The sequence below is a fragment of the Mesorhizobium sp. M7A.F.Ca.US.010.02.1.1 genome (assembly GCF_004023085.1).
Lineage (GTDB): Bacteria > Pseudomonadota > Alphaproteobacteria > Rhizobiales > Rhizobiaceae > Mesorhizobium.
On sequence record NZ_RZRV01000062.1, the window covers coordinates 1 to 23551 of the forward strand.

Consider the following 23551-nt stretch of genomic DNA (forward strand, 5'->3'; position numbering starts at 1 on the left):
GCCACGCCCGGTGCCAATACCGTGGTTGAACGCGAGTTCCACGCCCATGCGCCGACCGGAGTCTACGTGGATGCCGAGCGCCTTCTTATGATTGGCGAGTAGCGATTCCAGTTGCGGATCGCGCTCGAGACTCTTGGCCATGTCGGACATGGCTGAGCGCGTTGACTTGTAACCGGACATATCGCCCGCTTGGTATTGACGCTGGCTTGTCCTTTCCAGTTTTTGCCAGTCTTCCACGAAACGATCGGCCCTGCGGCCCGGATCGATGTCCATCCCGGTGCGGATTTCGCTCTCAAGCTGGAGAGCGAGCACGATGCGATTGACGCGGCCGGCGGCCGCCTCACGAACCAGCTCGGGACTCTTGACTTAGGCGGCTTCTGCATCGCGCCAGCCATGCGGCCGAACCTTCTCGAAAGCGTTGCGCGCATCTTTCAATTCCCGCATCTGATCGAGGCTGCGCTGCCCATCCGGGTTCCCGACGCCGAGGATCGTGTCGAGCGCGCGCGCGTGGCGCACAAGCGCCTTCGTGCGAGCGCTGCGCAACGCCGCTTCCAGGTCCACCGACACACCTGTTTCGCGCCGCGCTCCCCTAGCGGAAGCTTCTCCCCCAGGCGTGGGGCCGGCATCTCCGTTTTGACTTCCACCGTCTCCTCTTTCCGGGTTGCGCCCACGGCCTTGGTCAGGGCCAACGCAATCACCTTCTTGCGCGATGCGATTCGTTACCGGCGTGATGATCAGATGAGTGCATGGCTGGCGACCTTCTGCTTCATTGCGGCGTGCCCAACCGATTTGAGCTCCTGGACTTGGCGTATCATAATGGACACAATGTCTGGAAATGCTGTTGTCGGACATCGGACCGCCGAATGTCCGGAACCGGCCACTGCAGAGGGCCATGACCATGAAATCGAACGGGCGGGCGACAGGAACACGATGGACCGCCGCGTCGCGCGGACGCGCGGCCTGCTGCAGGACGCGCTCATTGCCCTGATTCCGGAGCGCGGATATGCAGCCATCACGGTCGACGACATTTGCCAGAGGGCCAATGTCGGCGAGCCGCGAGCGCATCTCCGGGGGAAGGCCGAATGCTTCCAGCGCCGCCGGGTCGGACAGCAATGTCAGATTGCGCTTGCTTGCAAAGAGCGCGTGGTTGTGCGGATTGGGGGGTGAGCACCACCGCGCCGTCCTGGTAAGCCGCTCTGAGTGCGGCATGTTCCGGCTCATCAAGCGCAAAATCGACTAGGCGATTGTAGACCAGATCGATCTCGTCGCCGTCGAGGCGAAGCCTGTCGCCATCATATTTCAGCTCGCTCGCGTCTCCGATCACCGCTTCGACGCCATGTTTCAGCAGCAACTGCCTGGCAAGCACAAATTCAGGATAGAGATACTGCTCCTCGGCCCGATCATCGACGATCGCGATCCTTCGCGGCGAACCGGCCCCCCGCTGGCGGCGCCATTCGGCCGTGAACATCGCGATGACGCTGGTTTCGAAGCGATCGTCTCTTGCGCCGATCAGCGCACGGTCGACATCGGAGCAGCAAGCCCTCTGAGCTCTGGCCTGCAGTGCGTTGAGGAAAGCCCCGCCGGCGTTGGTGTTCACCTCGATTAGCTTGGGACCGTCAACGTCGATATGGAAATCATAGCCCATCAGAGCGCCAACGGGTCCAAAATCCCGTTGCGCGATTTCGGGAGCCCAGGAGAGGACCGCTGCGCGGTAAGCCGGCAACTTTGCTGTCGCCTCGATGGCGACGACGATTCTCTGCATCTCGTCGAGCGCGGACGCGGCGAGGAAGACTGGGACATTGGAAAACAGATGCGGCGGCGATGTCATGAAGGTTTTGCAGAAACCAGGATCGCCGGTTTCGTAGTCCAGCGCCGCGCAAAGTTCCGTCCAGTCGAGCGTGATGCAGAAGCATTTGCGGTTGAGCCGCTCCGACAGGGACGTGCTGGCTGTGAGCATGCTCATTGCCGGCCGCTGTTCTTAACTGCGCGAAGCGTCTTAGAGTTGCCAAGCCGAACAGCCCGAAATGGCGTCTGATCTGCGTCGCATGAGACTGCCAATTAAGAAATCTCAATGCTCACGAGCATTGATTTGCATCAAAGTGGCGACATTCGGTTGGACTACACTGAATCCATGAAAATCGCCTTGGCCCAGCTTTGTTTGCTGCTAGCCGTGATCCTCCTGATCACGGGCGGTGCCATTGCTGGTGTTACTGGACAGGCTTCTGGTATGGGCGTGGGCGTCACCACTGACCCTGCGACGTCGACCAGCGCTTTGCACAACGTGATGGATCACGTTGCCTCCACAGACCAGGACAACCATCGCGCCCCTTGTGGTGACTGTCTGAATTGCGTGCACCCGACCGGCTCCGGCTGTTGTGCTGCTGGCATTTCCGCCAGCGAATGCGACGTTCTTCATGATGCGCCGGTTGCCGTCCGGTTCATGGTGGGCAAGGCATTCCTGCCAACGGGCATCGACCCCGAGGCGCTCCTGCAACCTCCCCAGACCTTCGCCTGATATCGCTCCGTCGCGGTACTTGGGACTGTGAATCCAGCAGTGCCCGTCAAGGCCCCACAGCGCGAACGATCCGCGAAACCATAACCGGCAGCGGCGATCTGGGCGGCCCTCCGCGCCCATATCAAGGTTCGCCTGTCGCTTCACTCCAACGACAAGGAAACTGTCATGAAAACTCACCTTCGATTGATCGCGTTTGCAGCATTCACAACTCTTTCAAGCCCAGCATTTGCCCAGACCGATCCGCACCATCCGGCGGCCGATGCGCCGCAACCCACTACAGCTGCTCCGGCCGCACAGGCGATGCCGGACGGGTTGCCCGAGCAGTGCACGGCGATGATGTCCACGATGCAGAAGATGATGCCCATGATGGAGAAGATGGCTCCCATGATGCAACAAATGATGCCGATGATGCAGCAGATGATGCAGGGCGGCATGATGCAGGGTGGGCAAGGCGGCATGATGCAGGGTCAGGGCGGCATGGCGCAGGGCGGCGGCATGATGAACATGCCGATGGACACCGCCAACATGTCCGAGGCCTCCAAAAAATATGTGGAGGCGATGAAGCGAATGGACGCGCCGATGATGCAGGGCATCCAGACCGGCGATCCCGATGTCGCCTTCGTCCAAGCGATGATTCCGCACCACCAAGGGGCGATCGACATGGCCCGGGCGGTTTTGCAATTCGGCAAGGATGATCAGGTCAAGGTTTGGGCCAATCAGATCATCACTGCTCAGCAGGCCGAGATCGCCGCCATGCAGGAATGGCTTAAGCAACACGCGAAGTGACAGGAGGAAGACATGGATAAACTCAGCGTCCTGTCCGTCGGCATTGCGCTGGGCATGACGTCGGCCCTGATGAGCATGCTCTGCGCTTTGGCCGTCGCTATCTGGCCAGGGGCAACACTCGATTTCTTCGGCGCCATCATGCACGGGCTCGACCTCAGCGCGGTCAGGTCTACGGCACCGATAAGCCCCGTCCGTGTTCTCTACGGCGTTCTCGGGCTTGGCATCGCCGGGCTGCTGGCGGGTGCCGTTTATGCCTCGATCTACAATGTAGTCGCCACGGGGCGCCGGTAATGCAAGTCAAGGTTCAGCCCATGATAGCCACAGTCAATCCATGGACGACGTCGTCGGTCACTCTTGCTCTGGCGGGGATGATCATCGCCGGGATCGAACTCGATTTCATCGCCCTCAGGCCACCACTACTGCCCGAGGATATCCGCTACATGCACCTCTCGGCGGCCGAACTCGAAGCCATTGGTCCACGGCTTGCGATGTGGCTCACCCAGGTTTTCAGGGTGCTCGGCGGCTACGCCCTGGCCACCGGTGTTCTCCTGGTTGCGCTGGCAATCACCGCGTTCCGCGCGCGCCATCCGGTCGCGGTGGCCGGTGTTCTGATCGGAGGAGCGTCGTCCATCGGCTTGATGTCGGTGGTCAACTTCACGATCGGCTCCGACTTCAGGTGGCCATTGTTCGCCAGCGCGCTGGTCTGGGCTGTAAGCCTCATCGCCTATGGGCTCGAAAGCTCCCGCAATGACAATCGATGACAAATAAGGAACCCATCCCATGAATACCAACAACGTTCACCGCATGTCCGATCCGCCAACCGGGTCCGGACCAGAACCGGAGACCGAGGCTGGCGGATTTTGGACTTCGAAGGCCGGCCTGGCCACGATCGCCTTCCTGCTGATCGCCGCGTTTTTCCTGCTCACGGAGCACCGGGCCCATACCCTCGGTGTCCTTCCCTTTCTGCTGCTGCTCGCCTGTCCTCTGCTTCACATGTTCATGCATGGCGGCCACCGCGGGCATGGCGGTCACGGCGGCCATGCCAGGCACAAGGAACCTGAGCCGGACGCGCAAGACGGCACCACCCACCACAAAGGAGCATGACGATGGTCGAGCAATCTCCTGCCTACGGCCTCTGGGGCTTGGTCATAATCAATTCGGCGGTTTTCATCCTGTTCGCATTCAGCTTCTTCAAGCCGCGAACCGGCCGCGACTGGCGCTCCTTCGGCGCCTTCAGCGCCTTCCTGGTGGCGCTGTTTGCCGAGATGTATGGCTTTCCCCTGACGATTTACTTGTTCTCGGGGTGGCTGCAGTCACAATACCCCGGCATCGACTGGTTCTCGCATGATGCCGGTCACCTCTCGGAGATAATGTTCGGTTGGCGTCTCAATCCACATTTCGGCCCGTTTCACGTTCTCAGCTTCTTCCTGATCGGCGGCGGTTTCATGCTGATCTCGACCGCGTGGCGAGTGCTTTACGACGCGCAGCATCACAATCGCCTCGCAACGCGCGGTCCATATGCCTCCATCCGGCATCCGCAATATGTCGGCTTCGTCCTCGTCATGGCGGGATTCCTCGTGCAGTGGCCGACGCTGCTGACGCTGGCGATGTTCCCCATTCTGGTCGGCATGTATGTGCGACTCTCCTTCATCGAAGAGCGTGAAGCGAGAAAGGAATTCGGCGACGCATACGACCGTTATGCGGCCCGTGTGCCAGCCTTTTTCCCGCATTTGGCCAGCCTGTTCGGTTCCAGCCGCGAGCGCCGCGCGCCCTGAGTGTGCTGAACGAAACAACGAAGTTCCCAATCGAAGAGAAGGAACCATTATGAAACGTCGAGATATCCTGAAGGGCGCGGTGGCAGGCGCCGCAGCTTTTGCAATCCCATCGAGCTTGCTCTCGGCAGCTTCCGCCAGTCAGTTGGGCGGCCAGCCGCTCGGCATCTCGCGCCGCACGATCGAGGTGAACGGCAAAGCTGCAAGCGTCTTCGGCCTGCAAAGCGCCGACGGCGCGCCCGGCCTGCGCTTGCGGGCGGGCGATGCCTTCAATGTCCTGCTTCGAAACGAGACTGCCGAACCGACCATCATCCATTGGCACGGACTGACGCCGCCGTGGCCGAGCGACGGCGTCGCCGACGCGCCACTGCCGCTCATCGGCGCTCGAGCCGATCGCAGTTTCGATTTTCCGGTCGGCGAGCCCGGCACCTTCTGGATGCACGCTCATACCCTGCAGGAACAATTGCTGCTCGCTGCGCCGCTTATCGTCGCCGATCCCGCCGATGACGCAAGAGACGAGCAGGAGGTTGTCATCCTGCTCCACGATTTCTCGTTCTCATCGCCGGAGGAACTGCTGGCTGGGCTGCAGGGTAAGAATAGCGACGGATCCATGGCGATGGGCGGCATGGACATGTCGGGTAGCGACGGCAACACCATGGCAGGGATGAACGATGGCGGCATGGCGACCGACATCAACGACATCGAATATGACGCCTATCTGGCCAATGACCGGTCGCTGAACGATCCCGAGATCGTGCCGGTCGAACGAGGCGGACGCGTGCGGGTGCGGATCATCAATGGCGCCACGGCGACCGCTTTCACCATGGACCTCGGCGAGCTTGAAGGCGAACTGATCGCGGTCGACGGTCAGCCTGTCGAGCCGGTCAGGGGCCGGCGGTTTCCGCTGACGATGGGACAGCGCATCGACGTGCGCCTGCGGTTGCCGCGCGAACTCAACTCCTACCCGATCCTGGCGCTACGCGAGGGAAGCAAGGAGCAGACGGGAATTATCCTGCGTCCGGCGGGAGCGGCGGTGGCCAAGCTCAGGACGGCGGCTGATGTCGATGCTCCGGTTCTTGACCTGGCACTCGAGGCGCAGCTTCGGGCAATGGCGCCGCTTGCATCGCGCCCTGCCGAAAAGACGTTCGAAATGGCGCTGACCGGCGATATGGCTGCCTATCGCTGGGGACTCGAAACCAGTGCTCCCATCCTTGTGGACAAGGGCGATCGCGTCGAGGCCACGCTGCGCAACGACACCATGATGGCCCACCCGATGCATCTACACGGCCATCGTTTCCAAGTGGTCGCGATTGACGGGCAGCGCTTTCGGGGTGCCGTTCGCGACACCGTGCTGGTGCCGCCGATGCGCTCGGTCACCATTGCCGTGGACGCCGGCAATCCCGGCAAATGGGCATTCCATTGTCACCATCTCTACCACATGGCGAGCGGCATGATGTCGACCTTTGCCTATCGAACCTGAGACACCGCAGCCGGCGCGAATGCCGGCACGAACGGCGGCACGGAGAACGATGATGAAAAAGGTCAATCTGGAAGTGCGCGACCTTGTCGGCATGATGGATTTCGCAGCGGTCGAAAAACGTCTGCCGGCTCTGCCGGGCGTCGCCGGTGTCGCGATGAACGCGGGATCGACAACCGCGAGCATCGAATTTGACGAGGGGCAGACGAGCCCGGAGGCCCTTGCCAGGGAAATCGAGGCCTGCGGCTTCCATTGCCGACGCGAGAGCGTGCCCCGGCATCTGTGCGTCCCAGACGGCACGACGGTTCCGCCGGGGCATCCGCAAGCGACCTCCGGGCACGATCACGCCGAGCACGATCATGGGAGCCACGCCGACATGATCGAGTCGGCTCCGGCGGGCGAGAGGACGGTTGCAGACAAAGCACCGCACGACGCCATGGCTCATGAGATGGGACACGGTGCCGGCATGGACATGCAGGGCATGGTCAAGGACATGCGCAACCGGTTTTTTGTCAGCCTGGTCTTCACTCTGCCGATATTTGCCATGGAGCCGATGGGCCTGGGCGAGCCCTGGTTGCGCCCGCCTTTCGGGCTGAGCGAAGACCTCGCGGTGTTTTTCCTCGCCAGTGCCGCGATCCTTTATCCGGTCTGGCCTTTCCTGCTCGCCGCCTGGCGGGCCTTGCGCAATGGCGTCCTCAACATGGCCGTGCTGGTGGTGCTGAGCGTCGGCACTGGCTACCTGTTCAGTGTCGGCGCGACCTTCTTCTTCGAGGGGCAGCAATTCTACGAGGCGGCGAGCGTGCTGCTCGTGTTCATTCTGCTCGGCCATTGGCTGGAGATGCGCGCCCGTGCCGGGGCGTCGGCCGCGATCAGAGTGCTTCTCGATCTCGCTCCGCCCAGAGCCTCCGTGTTACGCGATGGCAAGGAGGTCGAGGTTGCGACCTCGGACATCGTCCTCGGCGACATCGTGGTCTTGCGACCCGGCAACAAGCTTCCCGTCGACGGCGACGTGATCGAGGGCGCATCGACTATCGATGAATCGATGCTGACCGGCGAATCGATGCCGGTGACCAAGAAGGTCGGGGACAAGGTCATAGGGGCGACGATCAACAAGAGCGGCGCGCTGCGCTACCGCTCCACCAAGGTGGGTGCCGACACTGCGCTTGCCCAGATCGTCAAGCTGGTCCAGGAGGCCCAGAACTCGAAGGCGCCGGCCCAACTGCTCGCCGATCGCGCTTCGCAATGGCTTGTGCTTGCCGCGATTCTCATCGGGCTTGCGACTTTCGCCGTCTGGTTCTGGTGGCTCGGCCAGCCTCTGCTGTTCGCAATGACCTTGACCATAACCGTCTTCGTCATCGCTTGTCCCGATGCGCTCGGCCTCGCTACACCCATGGCCGTCATGGTCGGCACCGGCCTCGGTGCCGCAAACGGGATTCTGTTCAAGAACGCAGCCGCTCTCGAGGAGGCGACCAAGCTCAACGTAATCGTCTTCGACAAGACCGGCACGCTCACCATGGGGCAGCCCAAGGTCGTCGAAATGGTCTCGGCTGCCGGCGTTTCGCCCGACGAGGTTCTGCAGGTCGCAGCTGCGGTGGATCAAGGGTCGGATCACCCGCTCGCCGTCGCCATCGTCCAGCGAGCCACGGCTATGAAGCTTCCCAAAGTGTCGGGCTTCCTGAATATCGAAGGCAAGGGCACCAGTGCCACGATTGGTGGAGACCAGGCTTTGCTCGGCAACCGGCGCCTCATGGACGAGCAGAAGATTGATCTTCTGGCGTTGGGCGAAACAGCCGAAGCGCTAAAGGGCGAAGGCCGCACCGTCATCCATGTTGCACGGTCCGGCAAACTGCTCGGGCTGATCGCGATCGCCGATACGCCGCGCCCGACGGCCATTGCAACGATTGCCAAACTACACGAGCAGGGCGTGCGCGTGGCCATGCTCACCGGCGACAACGCCGGCACCGCGAAACGCATCGCCGACGCACTCGGCATCGACATCGTGCTCGCGGACGTGCTGCCAGGGCAGAAGGCGGAAAAGATCAAGGAACTGCAAGGCCAGGGCCTGAAGGTCGGCATGGTCGGAGACGGCGTCAACGACGCGCCGGCTCTGACGCAAGCCGATGTCGGCTTCGCCATCGGTGCGGGCACCGATGTCGCTATCGAGAGTGCCGACATCGTGCTGATGAGGAGCGATCCCTACGATGTCGTCGGGGCGATGACGCTCTCGCGCGCCACGCTGCGCAAGATGCACCAGAACCTGTGGTGGGCGGTCGGATACAATCTCATCGCCTTCCCGATCGCGGCGGGCGTGTTCTACCCGTTCCTGCTGAGCCCCGAGCTAGCGGCGCTGGCAATGTCGGGCAGTTCGGCTCTCGTGGCCATCAACGCCCTGCTGCTCAAGCGAACCAGGCTAGAAGGCATTCGACCTGCCGCCGCATCGACGATCGAAGGCGTCGCTCATCGGCACCCGCGCGGCTCGCTGGCATGAACGTGTCGATGCAAGCTCGCCTGCCCACGTCTCGATGGAGCCTGGGCGCGGTCCTGGCCTCGGCCTTTGTCGTTGCGCTCGGCTACGGAATTGTCTTGCCGGTCCTGCCGATGATGGTCGAGCGGCTTGCCGGGTCCACCGACCCGGCATTCAAAGCGCGGCAGATTGGCCTTTTGACCGCTGCCTATGTCTCGGCGCCGGTGGTCGCCGCTTTCCTATGGGGGAAGTGGTCGGATTTGATCGGTCGCAGACCTGTCCTTGTCATCGGCCTGATCGGCTTTGCCGTGACCTTGGCGGCATCGGCGCTGGCACCGAGCTTGCCCGTTCTTTATATCGGGCGGATCCTGAATGGTGGCTTCGCGGCAGCCGTGGGGCCAACGGCTCTTGCGTTCATTGCCGACACCGAAGGTGAGGATGATCGCCGCACAAGAATATTCGGCTGGATGAGCATGGCATCGATCGCGGGCTTTCTGGTCGGGCCGACGCTCGGCGGGCTCGTGGCAGAACTGAAACTTGACTTGGGCGTGGCGGCTGTCCCGCCACAGACCATTCCCTTCCTCCTTGCGTCCGGCCTCGCTGTGGCGGCAGCTCTTGGCGTGTGGTCTGTGCTGCCTGGACACATGCTGCCCGGCCCCCGTGTTGAGTCGAGCAAACCCGGATCCTCAATGTTCGTATCTGGAGAGATACGGCTGCTCGCTCTTGCCGCTGTGGCCGCGGCAGGGCTTGGCGCATTCGAGGTCGGGCTCACCCTGCGAAACGTTGAACTCACAATGGGTCCCGCCGCGCTCGGCCTCATGTTCGCGACATGCAGTGTCGTGATGTTTGCGGTCCAGGGCCTCGTCTTTTCGCCGCTCGTCAAACCGGCAGCGACGACACTGCTGGTGGCTCCTGCCTTCCTAGTGATGGCGGTCGGTCTGGCGGCTATGCCGAAACTTGCCGCGTTCAGGGAAATGCTGTTTGCGGTTTCTGCTGTTTCGGCTTCGGCCGGCGTGATCAGCCCGCTGCTCGCTTACTGGGTGTCGCGCATCAGCGTACGAAGCCAAGGCATGGAACTCGGCATCCAGTCGGCAGCGGTCAGTCTCGGGCTGTCAGTGGGTTCCGCGGCCGCCGGCCTGCTGTTCGGTTCCCACCGTCTGGAGGGCGCCGCCTTCCTGGTCGCAGCCGCGGCCATGGCTCTCGCCGCAATCGCAAGCCTGAGACTGCCGCAACCACCGCCCCTGGAGCAGCCGGCATGAGTGACGCCCATAGACCGTTACGCCTCCTCCGAGCGGGTATCGACACCTATCAGCAACCGGTCGTCTATATGCATCGCGATTGTCACGTCTGCCGGTCGGAAGGTTTCACCGCTTTGACCCGGGTTCTGGCTCGTAGCGGCGACCGCGAGGTCGTCGCCACGCTTAACGTGGTTGTCGATGATCATCTCGAACTGGATGTCGCCGCGCTGTCGGAGGCGGCTTGGGCGATCCTCCAACCGGGCGCCGATGCAGTCGCCGTATTCAGCCATCCGGAGCCGCCCGTCTCGGCACCGGCGTTAAGGGCGAAGGTCTTCGGCCAGCGGCTCGGCGAGTCGGATTTCCTTGCCCTAATGCACGACACCGTCAGCAACCGCCTCTCAGACATGGAACTGGCGGCATTTGTCACGGCCTGCGCCGGCGACCGGCTCGACAATGAAGAGACGATTGCTCTGACCAAGGCAATGTTGGCGGTCGGAGAGCGCATAGATTGGGGCGGCGGCGCGGTGTTGGACAAGCATTGCGTCGGCGGCCTTCCCGGAAACCGCACCACGCCCATTGTCGTTGCGATTGTTGCTGCTGCCGGTCACCGAATCCCAAAGACGTCCTCGCGCGCCATAACCTCTCCTGCCGGCACGGCCGACGCGATGGAGGTCATGGCGCCGGTGGCGCTGGATCTCGAGGCCATGCGAAGCGTAGTCGAGCGCGAAGGAGGCTGCATCGTCTGGGGCGGAAATGTCCGTCTCAGCCCCGCCGACGACATTCTGATCCGCATCGAGCGCCCGCTCGACTTCGACAGCGACGGCCAACTGGTCGCAAGTGTGCTTTCCAAGAAGGCCGCGGCCGGCGCTACCCATGTGGTCATTGACATTCCCATCGGACCGACCGCCAAGGTGCGTTCTTTCTCAGCCGCCGCTTTCCTCGAGGCAAGGCTCATTGCCGCAGCGCAAGCTCTTGGACTTAACCTCTCTGTCCTCCGCACCGATGGCCTCCAGCCCGTTGGCTACGGCATCGGTCCGGCCCTTGAGGCGCGGGACGTGCTTAGCGTCCTGCGCAACGACGCGGCAGGGCCCCGCGATCTCCGCAGCCGTGCGCTCGACATTGCTGGCGTCTTGCTCGATTCCGCACCCGGGGCGGTGCTAGGAAAAGGCCGCGCCGTGGCGTCCACGCTGCTCGACAGTGGCGCGGCTCTCCGCAAGTTTATGGCGATCTGCCAGGCACAGGGCGGCTTTACCGAGCCGGGAGTGGCCCCACACATCAGTCCAGTTCTTGCCATCCGCAACGGCCAGATCCGGGCGGTCGACAATCGTCGGCTTGCAAGAATCGCCAAGCTCGCCGGTGCCCCAGGCAGCCCTCTGGCTGGAACCGATTCCCGAGTTCGGATCGGCGACAGTGCCCAGGCCGGTGAGCCGCTGTTTTACGTCCATGCCCGGTCACCGGGAGAACTGGACTACGCATTGGACTATGCCTCGGCTCATCCGGACATATTCCAAATCGGAACCGGACAATGACCCGCGTGCTGCTTCCTTTCCCGTTGCAGCGAACTATGGCTGACGTAATAGGCCCTTTGCTGGGCGCCCGAACCGGCCGGCTGGACTGGCGCCACTTTCCCGATGGCGAATCCCTGGTCACGATCGAACGGGATCTGGACGGCGTCGACGTCGCCCTTGTCGCCAGCCTCCGCAACCCTGATGAACTCGCTCTGCCATTGCGGTTCGCGGCCGCGACAGCGCGCGAATTCGGAGCACGCTCCATTGGACTTATTGCGCCGTATCTGGCCTACATGCGCCAGGATAGGCGGTTTAATCCCGGCGAAGCCGTAAGTGCGCCAATGTTCGCACGTTTCCTGGCGGACAGTTTCGATTGGCTGGTGACGGCAGATCCTCACCTGCACAGGATTCCCAGGCTTTCCGAGCTATTTTGCATCCCAGCCCATGCGGTGGCCACGGCTCCTCTCATCGCTGACTGGATCAGAAATAACGTCCCGAGTGCCCTCCTGATAGGACCAGATAGTGAAAGCAGCCAATGGGTATCCGACATCGCCGACCGCGCCGGCGTTGCCTATCAGATCCTGACGAAAATCCGACGAAGTGACCGTGACGTCGACGTGAGTCTCCCGTCGATCGATGCGGCTCGCAGCCGAACCCCGATCATCGTGGATGACATCGCTTCGTCGGGGAGGACCATGATCGAAACGCTGAATCATTTGAGGCAGCTTGGTCTGCCTCCGGCAGTCTGCATCGTCATTCATCCCGTGTTCGCTCAAAACGCCTACGCACTACTGTTGGCGGCCGGCGCTGAAAGGGTCGTGAGCACGGACTCCATTCCGCATCCGTCGAATGCGATTTCCCTCGCCGGCTTGCTGGCTGCGGCTAGCGCCGAATTGTTCGGGAACTCTGCGCTCCGAGAAAGATGGTAAACCCCGACTTTGGCTATTTCACATGGCTCCGGAAGAACAATCAGCCTCGCAAGCCCGTGACAGCCAGGGTGAGAATGCCGATCAGGACGGCGTTCCACGTTAAAACCAGGTCGCTGCGAAACCCGAGGACCCAAGGGGAAGCAATAAGCCATACGCCCATGGCGGCGTTGATGCGCCCCTCCCAAACTGTCGAGCTTGCTTGCGGCACAATAGAAATCACCATCATCACCAAGCCGACGACAAGGAAGTTCCACGCGGCTCCGGCGCTGATCTGAACCTGTGATGGTGGCGCCATGGATATGTGGACAAGAACCCAAGGTGATATCAGGGTCCAAAGCGCAATCATCGCCCGGAGAAAGCCTTTCCAAGAGAACTGCTTGTCCACATCAGTCTCCCTTGCCCTCGGCAGGGACTTTGCTCCTTCACCAAGTTACTTCTTTGATGGAAATCAAATCGGGATTTGATTTGATGCGCCAATCAAATTGGCGCCGCCCAATTGCGATGATGCGAGCTTGCCGAATACGCTCTTCTTCGGCAAGTCGATCAAGCAGCCGGCGTCGGTTCCTGATCGAACTCTCTCAACCAGCCGCCTTCAAATCCCGCCCGCTGCAAGCCGCTACGGATATAGCTGCAGGAGCGCATCAAGCGCCACAAAAGGCTGCTGCGGTCGTTCTCGATCATCAGCACTACGGGACCTTCGTTGAGGCCGAAGTGCCAGGGCGAAACCCACCATCCAAAGGCGTTGCCGGATGTCCCCGGATGCGTGGGATTAAAGGCCGCCTTGAAGCCATAGGCATTGGCGGCCTTGAGCTTGGCCTGGTGGATGCAGAAGCTGATCGCTGGCCGGACGATTTCGGGAGCAAACGGCAAGGAGGCAGCGACGGACCAAGGAGCGAGCGTGCCATCGTCGGGACCATAGGGCACACCGCGCGCCACATAGCCCTCGAACCGGCGTTCGATGCCGTTCAACTTGAGCGTGGAAGGGCCTGGACCCTCGCTTGCGGTGATGCCCCAGCAGTGTTCGCCATAACCCTCGAATCCACGCGGATTTTCGACTGCGTAACGTTGATGGACGAAGGTGGCGCGTCGGCTGTTCTCGAAATAGTCGCTTGCCTTGCTGCGCATGAAGGCATCCTGCACGCCGCGAAAATCGATCCACACGTGCGAGAGCTGGTGGATGAACAGCGGTCCCGCATAGAGGTAGTCATAGCCGTAACTGTGCTCCCATCGGAAGGTCGCGGTCCACGCCGTGTAGCTGCTCTTGGGCAGGGGGTGGGTCGGTGAACCGAGTCCCAGAACATAGAGCAAGAGCGCTTCGTCATAGCCTTCCCAGCGATACTTCAGAAACCCATGCTCGGGTGTCCAGCCATGAGTGACGGTCTCTCCTCCGTCCTGCGCCCAGCACCAATCGGCTCTATGATAGAGCGCCTCCGCCAAGGTGCGGATTTCGGCTTCCGCCGCGGTGTCGGCATCGAAATACAGTCCTGCCGCCAGCGCGCCCGCCAGCAGGAACGTGCTGTCGATCGTAGACAACTCGCATTGCCAGGCTCGCCGGCCAGTCTGCATGTCCAGGAAGTGATAGTAGAAGCCGCGATATCCCGTGGCGTCCGGCTGCGACCCCTGCGGACTGTTCCAGAAGAAGTGCAGCGTTGCCAAGGTGCGTTCTGCGGCCGCGCTTCGCGTCATGAATCCGCGCTCGACTCCCACCGGATAGCAAGCCAGCGCCAGGCCGGTGGCCGCTATGCTGGCGGGCGAATTCGCTTCAGTCTTGTCCAGAATGAGACCGTTGTCGGGGTTCGCTTCATGAATGAAGTAGTCAAATGTCTCCCGCTGCAATATCGCCAGATCGTCTTGCATGGCAGAGGTGTTCACCGGATGATCGGTCTCGCGAGGGTGCGACAGCATCGCTGCAGTTCACGGATGGGCCAGGTAGAGGTGGTCGAACACACCTTTGACGCCCCTGACGCCCTCGGCAACCACGCGGACGGCATCCCGTTCACTCTGCGATCTGACAGCACCCGAAAAATGCACCAGACCATCGCTCACCGTAAGCGTCAACGCGTCCCCTTCGACCCCTGCGTCGTCTCGCAGTCGGGTAAGAATGCTGCGCCGGATCGCATCGTCACCTGCCGCCGTCGCGTCGTCGAACTTCGTCGCAACGACAACACGCAAAAGATCGGCGCGGCTGACGACGCCGACAAGACGCTGTCCTCTCATCACCGGAATGCGCTTGATGCCGAGCTCCTGCATCAGCGCAACAATTCGGGTTATCGGGGTTTCCTCGTCCGCCACGATAACGTCCGAAGTCATCAGATCCGCCACTTTCCAGCTGTGGCCCCTCACATAGCCACGAGCCTCACCTGCCGGAAACGGTGAGGCGCCGAGTTCCGACCTGCGCAGGAAATCACCTTCGCTCACAATTCCAGCCAGACGGCCGTTATCAGCGATGACAGGCATGCCGCTGATGCGATGATCCAGCATGATCCGCGCTGCGTGTCTTACGCTGTGGTCAGGCGACACGGTAACAACCTTTGCCGTCATTACATCCTTTGCTTTCATCCACCTCATCCCTAGCTCAGTTCAAGTGAACGGGCGCCCGAGCACCAATCGGCGGCATCGTAGCGTAGATGCCGCCGACCTCCTTTGAGGCAAATCAATACCGGCTCGGAACCAGCCGGTCCGGGAACTTTGAAGGTCACTACCACCACTCGTTGATGGCGGGGACGGCCTCGGATCCCTGTTTTGACTTGCATCAATGTCGCGCTCGCCTCGACGGGACACTGTGGCAAGCGATGCGACAGGTGCCTCAAAATCCCTTACGGCCATGGCTGACACGGTCTTCACTGCAAAAGCGCTGACCAAAACCTACACCTCGGGTGAGACGCAGGTGCTTGCGTTGCGCAACCTGGACCTTGAGATTTCGGCGGGAGAGATGGTCGTTCTGCTTGGCCCATCGGGCAGCGGGAAGTCGACCCTGCTCAACATCATGGGCGGGCTTGACCATGCCACGAGCGGCCAGTTGTTCTTCAGGGATCAGGAACTGACCAATCTCGACGATCGCGGGCTGACCGCCTATCGACGGCAGCACGTTGGATTTGTCTTTCAGTTCTACAACTTGATCCCCAGCCTGACGGCTTATGAGAACGTTGCCCTGGTTACGGAGATTTCCGATCATCCGATGCGCCCGGAGGAGGCTTTGGCGCTGGTTGGACTTGAACCGAGGATGCACCATTTCCCGGCTCAGCTCTCCGGTGGCGAGCAGCAGCGCGTGGCCATTGCCCGCGCGATTGCCAAGCGTCCGGATGTGCTGCTCTGCGACGAGCCAACCGGCGCTCTCGACTCCAAGACAGGCATTAGGGTGATCGAGGCGTTGCTCGGCATCAACGCGCAGCTTGGCACCACGACGCTTATCATCACGCACAACGCCAGCATCCAGGATGTCGCCGACCGTGTGCTGTTTTTCGCCGACGGTCAAATCTCCAGAACTGCCAGGAACGAGGTGCGCCGGACTGCCGCCGAGCTTGTCTGGTGATCCGGATGCGCGCTCTGGATATCAAGCTTCTTCGCGACTTCGGCCGGCTCTGGGCGCAGGCGTTGGCGATTGCACTCGTCATTGCCGGAGGCGTGGCGACGCTCATCCTCGCGGTCGGATCCTACCGATCCCTCGACGAGACGCGCACCGCATATTACGAACGCTACCGGTTTGCTGACGTCTTTGCGACGGTGAGCCGTGCGCCGAGGACGCTCGTCGGCCAGATTGCCGAGGTTCCTGGCGTCGCTTCGGTCGACGCGCGAATAGCCAAACTCGTGCTGCTTGACATACCGGACTATCTGGAGCCGGCCACGGGCGAAATCATCTCCCTGCCCGAGATCGGGGAGGCTTCACTCAACCAGCTCTACATGCGCGTTGGCCGCATGCCGGAGCCTGGTCGCGCCGAAGAGATCGTCGTGAACGAAGGCTTTGCCTTGTCCCACGGCTTTCAGCCCGGGGCCCGCTTCTCGGCAATATTGAACGGCCGAAAGCGGGAATTGACGATTGTTGGGATCGCGCTGTCTCCTGAGTTCATCTACGCGGTCGGACCAGGCGACATCATGCCGGACGACCGCCGCTTCGGCCTCATCTGGATGTCGGAAAAAGCGCTCGCCAGCGCCTACGACCTCGACGATGCGTTCTCGTCCGTTTCGTTGAAGTTGCTGCGCGGCGCGTCCGAGAGTGAAGTCATGATGCGTCTCGACACGATGCTCGAGCGCTATGGCGGCCGAGCGGCCTATGGCCGGAAGGACCAGACTTCGCACGCCTGGCTGAACCACGAACTCGATATGCTCAACAACATGAGCCGGACGCTGCCACCGATTTTCCTTCTGGTGTCGGCATTTCTGGTCAATCTCACACTTAGCCGGCTCGTCGCGCTGGAGCGCGAGCAGATCGGGCTGATGAAGGCGCTGGGATACAACAATGCCAGCATCGTCATGCACTACCTCAAATTCGTCGTCGTTATCGTGATGATCGGCATTGTGATCGGCAGTGCAGCGGGCACTTGGCTGGGGATGCGCATCACCAGTCTGTTCGGCGACTTTTTCCATTTTCCGTTCCTCGTCTTCACTAAGAGCCCGGACCTCTACGTCATTGCCGCCGCGCTCAGCCTCGTCGCGGCGATCATCGGGGCGGTGCGCGCGCTTCGCGAGGTCGTGCGATTGGCGCCTGCCGTCGCGATGCAGGCGCCGGCGCCTCCGCGCTATCGGCGACTGCTGCCGGCGAGCTTCGGCGTCGACAGGTTCATGTCGCAACCGACCACGATGATGTTGCGCAACATCACTCGCCATCCAGTCAGGTCATTATTCACGACGCTTGGAATTGCACTGGCGACAGCCATCCTGATTGTTTCACTTTTCACCGGCGACGCGATGGAGCAGCTCATCGACGTGACCTATTTCCTGGCCGACCGACAGGACGCCACCGTGAGTTTCGTGGAAAAACGCCCGTTGGACGTCGTGCTACAGATCGCACGGCTTCCGGGCGTTCTCGCCGCCGAGCCTTACCGCGAGGTGCCTGTCCGCATAAGGAGCGGAAACGTCGAACGCCGGATCATGATCAGCGGCAGGCCGCGAGACGCCGATCTCAACCGCATCATAGATGTCGACCTGCGTCCGGTCGTCCTGCAGGAAGCGGGCCTGGCGATTTCGAGCATGCTTGCCCGGATTCTCGGAGTGAGGGTCGGCGATTCCGTCGAGGTCGACTTGCTCGAAGGAGCGCGGCGGACCGTTGTCGTTCCTGTGGCGGCGCTGGTCGAAGATTATTTCGGCATCCGCGGGATGATGGATTCAGAGACGCTAGCGCGCCTGATGCGCGAAGCGCCGTCGGTCAACAGCATCAACGTCAGCCTAGATCAGAACAGCCGGGACTCGTTCTATGCTACCATCAAGGACATGCCAATCGTCAGCGGCCTGGCTCTGCAGCGCGTCTCGCTTGCCAATTTCCGCAAGCTGGTTGCCCTTCTGATCACGACGATGGCGAGCATCTACACCGGGCTGGCTGCCGTCATCGCGTTTGGTGTCGTCTACAACAGCGCCCGTATCTCGCTTTCCGAACGCGCGCGGGAGCTGGCCAGCTTGCGTGTCCTCGGCTTCACCCGGAGAGAAGTGTTGCGCATCCTCCTCCTCGAACTCGCTCTGCTCACATTGATCGCGCAGCCGCCTGGATGGCTCATTGGCTATGGCCTTGCCTGGATCATGCAGAAGAACCTGGCCGGCGAATTGATGCGGGTGCGCCTCATCGTCGAGCAATCCACCTACGTCTTCGCCAGCGCGATCGTCATCGCCGCGGCCGTTCTTTCCGCGCTCGTCGTTCGCCGAAGGCTCAGCGAGCTGGACCTTGTCACTGTTCTGAAGACGCGGGATTGAACCATGCGCACGATCTGGATAAAGCGAACGTTGGGCATTGCAGCCTTGACCATCTTGGGCGCCGGCGCCGTCTGGTTCGCATGGCTGCGGCCGATCGCAGTGGATCTGGCAACGCTGGCGAAAGGTCCCATGGAAGTCACGATCGACGACGAGGCAAAGACGCGCGTGCGTCACGTCTACACAGTGTCCGCCCCCATCGCCGGCAAGGTCCTGCGGATCTCTCCTCCCCGCCACATCGGGGATCAGGTCACCAAGGACGAAGCGGTCATGGCGGTGATGCAACCGACGTTACCGAGCTTTCACGATGCGCGCACCCATGAAGAGCTACGTGCGGCGCTGGCTGCGGCCGATGCGGTGGTAGACCTTGCGGCAGCAGAAATACGCCGGATCGAGGCTGCGCTTGCATTTTCGCGAACGGAGCTTGGGCGGGCCGAAGCGCTCGCGCGCACCGAGGCGATCTCTCTCAAAACCCTCGACGGAGCTAGGTTCGACGTCGAAACCAATGAAGCAGGGCTGGCCAGTGCGAAGGCTCAGCTGGAGGTCCGCCGAAACGAGCGTGACAGCGTTGCAGCCCGGCTTGGTGAACAGTCGGGTGCCGCGCCAGAGTCAGATCCGGCCTGCTGCATCCAGTTGCGCGCTCCCGTGACAGGCAGCGTGCTGAAGATCATCCAGGAGAGCGAAGGAGTCGTCCAGGCTGGTGCGCCGCTGATCGAAATCGGCGATCCACTCGATCTCGAAATCGTCGCGGATCTGCTGTCGACCGATGCTGTCCGGATCAAGCCTGGCGCACCCGTCATGATTGACAACTGGGGTGGACCGCCCCTCCAGGGCCGCGTCTCCCGAGTCGATCCGGCCGGTTTCACCAAGGTTTCCGCACTTGGAATCGAGGAACAACGGGTTCGCACGACCATCGACTTCATCGATCCTCCCGCGAAATGGTCGGCGCTAGGACATGATTATCGGGTGATCGTGCATGTCACGATTTGGAAGGCCGATGACATCCTGGCCGTGCCGGTGGGCGCTCTGTTCCGACAAGGGGTCGACTGGGCGGTGTTCGCGGTCAGGGATGGCCGTGCACGGGCGACTATCATCAAGATCGGTCAGCGAAACAACCGGACGGCGGAAGTCCAATCAGGCCTTGCCGCAGGCGATCGCGTGGTGCTGCACCCGAGTGACAGAGTCATGGACGGCGTGTCCGTAGCGGAGCGCGGTGTACAATAGGCTGAACGCCAACATTGGCGTAACTCTCAGGCCCCATCTTGGGCCAGATTTCGCAAGCCGTTCAGACTAATCCTTCTGCTGACAACGTTAGGAGTTCTTTCCGCCAAGCCTTGTCCGTCCTCGACCGTCTGCCGCAGAATATCGCCGAGCGTGCGATACTTCTGCTCTCAGAGACGGCGGGGGTTGACCATGTCCTTCGGCTTGCGAACGCCATACACGGGGTTCTGCTCGATAATGCCGAGTTCGACCGCATAGCTGAGAATGCCGCGGAGGAGACCGATCTTCCGGGCCGCCGTACCAGCTCACCGCGACAGCCGACCCTCATCGTCGATAAGGGTCAGGCGAGAGGGCGGGGCATCTCCCCACGTCCAGAGCACGAGATTGACATCGTCCGCGGTCGCGCCCAGCGCAAAACTCCTGACGAGCAATCCGTGATAGCCGAGGCCGATCAGTCTTCGGGCAAATGCCTGCGTCACTGCCTCACCGGTCGTCTTCATCTGGTCGCGCCAGGAGCTATCAGCAAGCACGCCGGCATCAACACTTTCGGCCAGAAGCGCTTGTTCGTCCCGGCTGTCGAAGGTCTGCTCGATCTCAGCGTCATAGGAGACCAGTGTAGTTGGCTGCAAATTGCCGATCTGGCTGGCTTCCCGCAGCGCAGTGATCACGGAAAGGGAGGTATAGAGCGCGGGAGTGCCCTTCGGGTTGAATCGTCCGCCGTAAAGCTCAGCACCGCGACCCGAAAGCGGCGCGCGCGCGTAAATGGGGTTTAGCGCCCGATAGAGCTTGCCTCGATACTGCATCTACCAGGTCAGGCGTGGATGCCGGCATCGACGGCGTCGATATAGTCGAGCACATCGTCAGCCCGACCGCTACGGACCAGTTGCATGGCCGTCTGCCCGGAGAAGCCGGACAACGGTTCGGACCGATACCATGCATAGGCCATTAGCGCTGAGCCGAGGCGCGGCTCGACCTTATTGACGATCTCCACCATTTCGCGCAGCCGGCGCTGGGTTTTGTCCGACCGAACGCGGTCCTTGCGCTGGACGGCGTCCTTGCCGAGGCCTGCGGTCCTCGCAACTTCCTCGCTGGTCGTGCGGAGGGCCTCCGCGATCTTGCGCGGTGCGAAAAACCCATTGTCGGAATATTGAACCAGACCCATCAGCTATGTCCTCTTCCGCCTCGCATTATGACGCAATATAGCGTCAAATCTGGCGTCATTCAATGGAGAACTGGCGTCCCCGCACGATATAGTGGTCACCCTGTTGGCATGCTCGATTCCGCCCTCGAGCTCGCACTCCTGCCTCTGGGACGAAACTGTATCACGTGTGCGGATGGACCTACGTGACGCGCGCCGACTACTGCGCTCACGAGTTAACGACGCGCTAGATCAACTTGCACGGCCCACTCAAGACGACGGCGCCAGCGCGCGATCGTCTCCGTAGCCGTCCGTCCTACAGCGATGTTACCAAGGGATGGCAAATGAGGGTTTCGCATACGTTCGCGTCGACAATCGAGCAGGCTTCGAACGGTGAAAGCCCCGATACCCAGCAGGCCAAGATCGCCGGTTACGTCATGATGCAGAGGTACACTAGCCTAGCGCCTTCAGCAGCCGGCTATGAGTCAAGGCGAGCCTGTGAGCCTATCGAGGGCGACCAGCCCGACCAGTTATTCAAGCTCAAGCTGTTCGCCTCCGGGCGGTTGCTTGTTGCGGGTCCGCTGCGCTGGCCACCGGCTGGCGGCCCAAAGGGTACGCGGCGCGATGCCGCCTGCGTGACTCTGGGAAGACCATACAGTAACAAGGGGATGATGGAGGAGCCAATCCCAGCCTGTGCAGGCCGCCCCTCAGTGGCGTCCTATGGCTCCGCCTAGCGCCTAACTTGGAGGACCAGACTGGGGGACCGCGCTTTGGCGGAGCGGCTATAAGCCATTGACATCGCTGATCATTGCGGGACGAAAAATGGCATGGCGGAGGGAGCGGGATTTGAACCGACTTAAAGGAGCGCTATAGCGTAGACGTAGTTCTCATCATCACCCGGCGCGGCGCGCCATCTTACACTGTTAAAACAGGCGCTTAGCAAGGCATTCTTCCCTTGAGAAGAGGTCGGGAAATACGTTGCGGCACCCATTGGGACGGCGGATTGAAAACCCATTTCAGCTTGAGTTTTGCCGACCGCCGGTTCCAGACATTGTGGCCGATATATTTCTCGCAGCCGATGATGTGATTCACCGATTCCCGCGTCCAGGCCCTGTTGAGATCCGTGACATTTCCACGCTTGTTGAGGAGCCTTGCTATCTCGAGCTGTGTTTTGCGGGCTCTCACGAACTGATCGAATATCAACCTTACAACGGCGATCTCCTCGGGCGGTCCAGGCACGAGGACGATCCGATCCGTCTGCAGGTCTTTGTATTCGTAGCGAGCAAGAATGCCTTTTGGTTGGCCCGCTTATCAAGCTGCAATCGCCTTAGGCCAAGGCCAGGAATGCCCCTTGCCAAAAACCCATTCTCACCAATCGGCATTGGCCAACGAAAACCTTCTGTGAGAGTACCCTGCTATAATCTGCCGCCATGCTCCGCTTGATAGCCTTCAGCACATCGGACCCGATGCTGCCGTCGTTTACGAATTGCTCGGCGCAATATTCGATTCGTACACCTGCAATCTGGCATCGGTACTCGTAGGAGGCACTTTCATCGATGTTCTGAAACCGGCCCCATCGGCTCACGTCGTAGACAATGACGGTTTCAAAATTCCCGCGTCTCGCTTCAATTCCCGCCTCTTGCTTCAATGTCGGCCAGCAGGCGTTGCAGCCCAGGGCGGCCACCAATCTTTAGACCGCTTTTGCCCGCGTCTTCGTACGTGGCGACAATGTCGTAACCCATAAGTTCAGCGTAGTCGCTGATCGCGTCCTTCTGGTTCTCCATGGAATAAGTCTGGAGGTCTGTCGACCTCCGGACATACTGCGCCGCGCGGATTCTTGGCTTGAACGAGGAAGTCTTGGGAAGGCCTGGATCTTTGCCCATCGTTTTCGCGCCGGCACGAAGTTTCTGCGACAGTTTACTGCGACTGCCTGCCGTTTAGTTACCAATTTGCAGACAGTTTATGTCGAATGGCTGCTCCGGGACTCCGCCATATTTCCGGATTGAAAACCTTATCGTTCAACGAGCGAGAAACTATGTCTTACATCGTGAGACCTACCGCCCCCGTTCCGCCGCAATGCGACCGCACGTGGCCAGCCATAGGGATTTCAGCCCTCAAGGGAGACCTCAAATGAACATTCATAAAGCCATCGCCGCCGTGCTGATGACCGCAGCACTGGCAGGCTGCGCGCAGACTGAAGGCCAGCAGCGGGCTGGAACCGGGGCGCTGATCGGCGGCGCCGGCGGTGCCCTCGTCGGCCAGGCCATCGGCGGCAACACCGAAAGCACGCTAATCGGTGCGGGCGCAGGCGCCTTGCTGGGCGCGGTTGTCGGCAGCTCCACCACTCCACAGCGTCGCGGCGAACAGATGTGCCGCTACCAGGACCGCAGCGGCCGCATCTACACCGCCCCTTGCGACGACCGCTATTACAACGGCGATTACTAAGCGGTTATCGCCGGCCCCGTCTTAACTCAGTCAGCGCCGCTTCGAGGAGCGGCGCAGATCGAATGTCATTTTTTGCCCACTTCTTTGGGCTAGACTGTTCCTCGCGGCGGGTTTTGGGGGAGGTCGATGTGACGAAAAACCTTGCCGCCCTGGAAAGCCA

General features: G+C 61.3%; 23 protein-coding genes and 1 pseudogene. 15 read left to right on the plus strand and 9 right to left on the minus strand.

What is annotated here, in order from left to right; genetic code table 11:
* A pseudogene (locus EOA19_RS32680) lies at window positions 1-558 on the minus strand (Ti-type conjugative transfer relaxase TraA); the annotation flags it as partial.
* Window positions 559-1012: 454 nt separating this feature from the next.
* Window positions 1013-1828: a hypothetical protein gene (locus EOA19_RS32685; protein WP_245486414.1), complete on the minus strand. Its 816-nt coding sequence runs from the start codon at window positions 1826-1828 to the stop codon at window positions 1013-1015.
* Between the two features lie 243 nt (window positions 1829-2071).
* On the opposite strand from EOA19_RS32685, the gene EOA19_RS32690 reads away from it, so the two are divergent.
* The 11 genes from EOA19_RS32690 (at window position 2072) to EOA19_RS32740 (ending at window position 12689) form a co-directional block, all read left to right on the plus strand.
* Window positions 2072-2515, plus strand: coding sequence for a hypothetical protein (locus EOA19_RS32690; RefSeq protein ID WP_127296772.1), 444 nt, complete (start codon window positions 2072-2074; stop codon window positions 2513-2515).
* 165 nt (window positions 2516-2680) lie between these two features.
* Entirely contained in the window at window positions 2681-3301 is a 621-nt protein-coding gene (locus EOA19_RS32695; RefSeq protein WP_128305914.1) for a DUF305 domain-containing protein, read from the plus strand.
* 12 nt (window positions 3302-3313) lie between these two features.
* The gene (locus EOA19_RS32700; protein WP_127296774.1) at window positions 3314-3592 is read left to right on the plus strand and encodes a DUF5676 family membrane protein; all 279 of its coding nucleotides are present in this window, start codon (window positions 3314-3316) and stop codon (window positions 3590-3592) included.
* Window positions 3592-4062: a hypothetical protein gene (locus EOA19_RS32705; RefSeq protein ID WP_245486416.1), complete on the plus strand. Its 471-nt coding sequence runs from the start codon at window positions 3592-3594 to the stop codon at window positions 4060-4062. The genes EOA19_RS32700 and EOA19_RS32705 overlap by 1 nt, the downstream gene beginning before the upstream one ends.
* Before the next feature lie 43 nt (window positions 4063-4105).
* Window positions 4106-4405, plus strand: coding sequence for a DUF2933 domain-containing protein (locus EOA19_RS32710; protein WP_245486421.1), 300 nt, complete (start codon window positions 4106-4108; stop codon window positions 4403-4405).
* A 2-nt stretch (window positions 4406-4407) separates the two neighbouring features.
* Window positions 4408-5076, plus strand: a complete 669-nt coding sequence (locus EOA19_RS32715; RefSeq protein ID WP_128305916.1) for an isoprenylcysteine carboxylmethyltransferase family protein — start codon at window positions 4408-4410, stop codon at window positions 5074-5076.
* A gap of 49 nt (window positions 5077-5125) precedes the next feature.
* On the plus strand, window positions 5126-6553 hold the full coding sequence (locus EOA19_RS32720; RefSeq protein WP_128305917.1) for a multicopper oxidase family protein: 1428 nt from the start codon (window positions 5126-5128) through the stop codon (window positions 6551-6553).
* A gap of 52 nt (window positions 6554-6605) precedes the next feature.
* The gene (locus tag EOA19_RS32725) at window positions 6606-9038 is read left to right on the plus strand and encodes a heavy metal translocating P-type ATPase (protein WP_128305918.1); all 2433 of its coding nucleotides are present in this window, start codon (window positions 6606-6608) and stop codon (window positions 9036-9038) included.
* A gap of 8 nt (window positions 9039-9046) precedes the next feature.
* Window positions 9047-10273, plus strand: a complete 1227-nt coding sequence (locus tag EOA19_RS32730) for an MFS transporter (protein ID WP_281040495.1) — start codon at window positions 9047-9049, stop codon at window positions 10271-10273.
* Entirely contained in the window at window positions 10270-11781 is a 1512-nt protein-coding gene (locus EOA19_RS32735) for a thymidine phosphorylase family protein (RefSeq protein ID WP_128305920.1), read from the plus strand. Before EOA19_RS32730 ends, EOA19_RS32735 begins: the two co-directional genes overlap by 4 nt.
* Window positions 11778-12689: a ribose-phosphate diphosphokinase gene (locus EOA19_RS32740; RefSeq protein ID WP_128305921.1), complete on the plus strand. Its 912-nt coding sequence runs from the start codon at window positions 11778-11780 to the stop codon at window positions 12687-12689. Before EOA19_RS32735 ends, EOA19_RS32740 begins: the two co-directional genes overlap by 4 nt.
* Window positions 12690-12729: 40 nt before the next feature.
* On the opposite strand, the gene EOA19_RS32745 is transcribed toward EOA19_RS32740, so the two are convergent.
* From EOA19_RS32745 to EOA19_RS32755, 3 genes are all read right to left on the minus strand, one after another.
* Window positions 12730-13074 (minus strand): SPW repeat protein, encoded by a 345-nt coding sequence (locus tag EOA19_RS32745; protein WP_127296782.1) that lies wholly within the window; start codon window positions 13072-13074, stop codon window positions 12730-12732.
* Between the two features lie 158 nt (window positions 13075-13232).
* On the minus strand, window positions 13233-14546 hold the full coding sequence (locus tag EOA19_RS32750) for a glucoamylase family protein (protein ID WP_164780374.1): 1314 nt from the start codon (window positions 14544-14546) through the stop codon (window positions 13233-13235).
* 57 nt (window positions 14547-14603) lie between these two features.
* On the minus strand, window positions 14604-15248 hold the full coding sequence (locus EOA19_RS32755; RefSeq protein WP_127296784.1) for a CBS domain-containing protein: 645 nt from the start codon (window positions 15246-15248) through the stop codon (window positions 14604-14606).
* A 265-nt stretch (window positions 15249-15513) separates the two neighbouring features.
* Between EOA19_RS32755 and EOA19_RS32760 the strand changes: the two genes are divergently transcribed.
* Genes EOA19_RS32760 through EOA19_RS32770 form a run of 3 tightly spaced genes read left to right on the plus strand, consistent with a single transcriptional unit; the run spans window position 15514 to window position 19811 of the window.
* Window positions 15514-16221, plus strand: coding sequence for an ABC transporter ATP-binding protein (locus EOA19_RS32760; protein WP_127296785.1), 708 nt, complete (start codon window positions 15514-15516; stop codon window positions 16219-16221).
* 5 nt (window positions 16222-16226) lie between these two features.
* Window positions 16227-18590: an ABC transporter permease gene (locus tag EOA19_RS32765; protein ID WP_128305922.1), complete on the plus strand. Its 2364-nt coding sequence runs from the start codon at window positions 16227-16229 to the stop codon at window positions 18588-18590.
* Between the two features lie 3 nt (window positions 18591-18593).
* A complete protein-coding gene (locus EOA19_RS32770; RefSeq protein WP_127296787.1) occupies window positions 18594-19811 on the plus strand; it encodes an HlyD family efflux transporter periplasmic adaptor subunit in 1218 nt (405 codons plus the stop codon).
* Between the two features lie 302 nt (window positions 19812-20113).
* Here the strand turns inward: EOA19_RS32770 and EOA19_RS32775 are convergent, their stop codons facing one another.
* From EOA19_RS32775 to EOA19_RS36215, 4 genes are all read right to left on the minus strand, one after another.
* Window positions 20114-20611, minus strand: coding sequence for an RES domain-containing protein (locus EOA19_RS32775; RefSeq protein ID WP_127296788.1), 498 nt, complete (start codon window positions 20609-20611; stop codon window positions 20114-20116).
* An 8-nt stretch (window positions 20612-20619) separates the two neighbouring features.
* Window positions 20620-20970 (minus strand): antitoxin Xre/MbcA/ParS toxin-binding domain-containing protein, encoded by a 351-nt coding sequence (locus tag EOA19_RS32780; protein WP_127296789.1) that lies wholly within the window; start codon window positions 20968-20970, stop codon window positions 20620-20622.
* 912 nt (window positions 20971-21882) lie between these two features.
* Window positions 21883-22185: a recombinase family protein gene (locus tag EOA19_RS36210; RefSeq protein WP_348629767.1), complete on the minus strand. Its 303-nt coding sequence runs from the start codon at window positions 22183-22185 to the stop codon at window positions 21883-21885.
* A gap of 386 nt (window positions 22186-22571) precedes the next feature.
* Entirely contained in the window at window positions 22572-22730 is a 159-nt protein-coding gene (locus tag EOA19_RS36215) for a recombinase family protein (RefSeq protein ID WP_245486419.1), read from the minus strand.
* A gap of 346 nt (window positions 22731-23076) precedes the next feature.
* On the opposite strand from EOA19_RS36215, the gene EOA19_RS32790 reads away from it, so the two are divergent.
* Window positions 23077-23391 (plus strand): YMGG-like glycine zipper-containing protein, encoded by a 315-nt coding sequence (locus EOA19_RS32790; protein ID WP_127296790.1) that lies wholly within the window; start codon window positions 23077-23079, stop codon window positions 23389-23391.
* Window positions 23392-23551 lie beyond the last annotated feature (160 nt).

Bases quoted from the DNA above. Each gene is read 5' to 3' on its own strand.
- EOA19_RS32685 (WP_245486414.1), bottom strand. From the start codon at position 1,828: ATGACATCGCCGCCGCATCTGTTTTCCAATGTCCCAGTCTTCCTCGCC.
- EOA19_RS32690 (WP_127296772.1), top strand. From the start codon at position 2,072: ATGCTCACGAGCATTGATTTGCATCAAAGTGGCGACATTCGGTTGGAC.
- EOA19_RS32695 (WP_128305914.1), top strand. From the start codon at position 2,681: ATGAAAACTCACCTTCGATTGATCGCGTTTGCAGCATTCACAACTCTT.
- EOA19_RS32700 (WP_127296774.1), top strand. From the start codon at position 3,314: ATGGATAAACTCAGCGTCCTGTCCGTCGGCATTGCGCTGGGCATGACG.
- EOA19_RS32705 (WP_245486416.1), top strand. From the start codon at position 3,592: ATGCAAGTCAAGGTTCAGCCCATGATAGCCACAGTCAATCCATGGACG.
- EOA19_RS32710 (WP_245486421.1), top strand. From the start codon at position 4,106: ATGTCCGATCCGCCAACCGGGTCCGGACCAGAACCGGAGACCGAGGCT.
- EOA19_RS32715 (WP_128305916.1), top strand. From the start codon at position 4,408: ATGGTCGAGCAATCTCCTGCCTACGGCCTCTGGGGCTTGGTCATAATC.
- EOA19_RS32720 (WP_128305917.1), top strand. From the start codon at position 5,126: ATGAAACGTCGAGATATCCTGAAGGGCGCGGTGGCAGGCGCCGCAGCT.
- EOA19_RS32725 (WP_128305918.1), top strand. From the start codon at position 6,606: ATGAAAAAGGTCAATCTGGAAGTGCGCGACCTTGTCGGCATGATGGAT.
- EOA19_RS32730 (WP_281040495.1), top strand. From the start codon at position 9,047: ATGCAAGCTCGCCTGCCCACGTCTCGATGGAGCCTGGGCGCGGTCCTG.
- EOA19_RS32735 (WP_128305920.1), top strand. From the start codon at position 10,270: ATGAGTGACGCCCATAGACCGTTACGCCTCCTCCGAGCGGGTATCGAC.
- EOA19_RS32740 (WP_128305921.1), top strand. From the start codon at position 11,778: ATGACCCGCGTGCTGCTTCCTTTCCCGTTGCAGCGAACTATGGCTGAC.
- EOA19_RS32750 (WP_164780374.1), bottom strand. From the start codon at position 14,546: ATGCAAGACGATCTGGCGATATTGCAGCGGGAGACATTTGACTACTTC.
- EOA19_RS32755 (WP_127296784.1), bottom strand. From the start codon at position 15,248: ATGAAAGCAAAGGATGTAATGACGGCAAAGGTTGTTACCGTGTCGCCT.
- EOA19_RS32760 (WP_127296785.1), top strand. From the start codon at position 15,514: ATGGCTGACACGGTCTTCACTGCAAAAGCGCTGACCAAAACCTACACC.
- EOA19_RS32765 (WP_128305922.1), top strand. From the start codon at position 16,227: ATGCGCGCTCTGGATATCAAGCTTCTTCGCGACTTCGGCCGGCTCTGG.
- EOA19_RS32770 (WP_127296787.1), top strand. From the start codon at position 18,594: ATGCGCACGATCTGGATAAAGCGAACGTTGGGCATTGCAGCCTTGACC.
- EOA19_RS32775 (WP_127296788.1), bottom strand. From the start codon at position 20,611: ATGCAGTATCGAGGCAAGCTCTATCGGGCGCTAAACCCCATTTACGCG.
- EOA19_RS32780 (WP_127296789.1), bottom strand. From the start codon at position 20,970: ATGGGTCTGGTTCAATATTCCGACAATGGGTTTTTCGCACCGCGCAAG.
- EOA19_RS36215 (WP_245486419.1), bottom strand. From the start codon at position 22,730: ATGGAGAACCAGAAGGACGCGATCAGCGACTACGCTGAACTTATGGGT.
- EOA19_RS32790 (WP_127296790.1), top strand. From the start codon at position 23,077: ATGAACATTCATAAAGCCATCGCCGCCGTGCTGATGACCGCAGCACTG.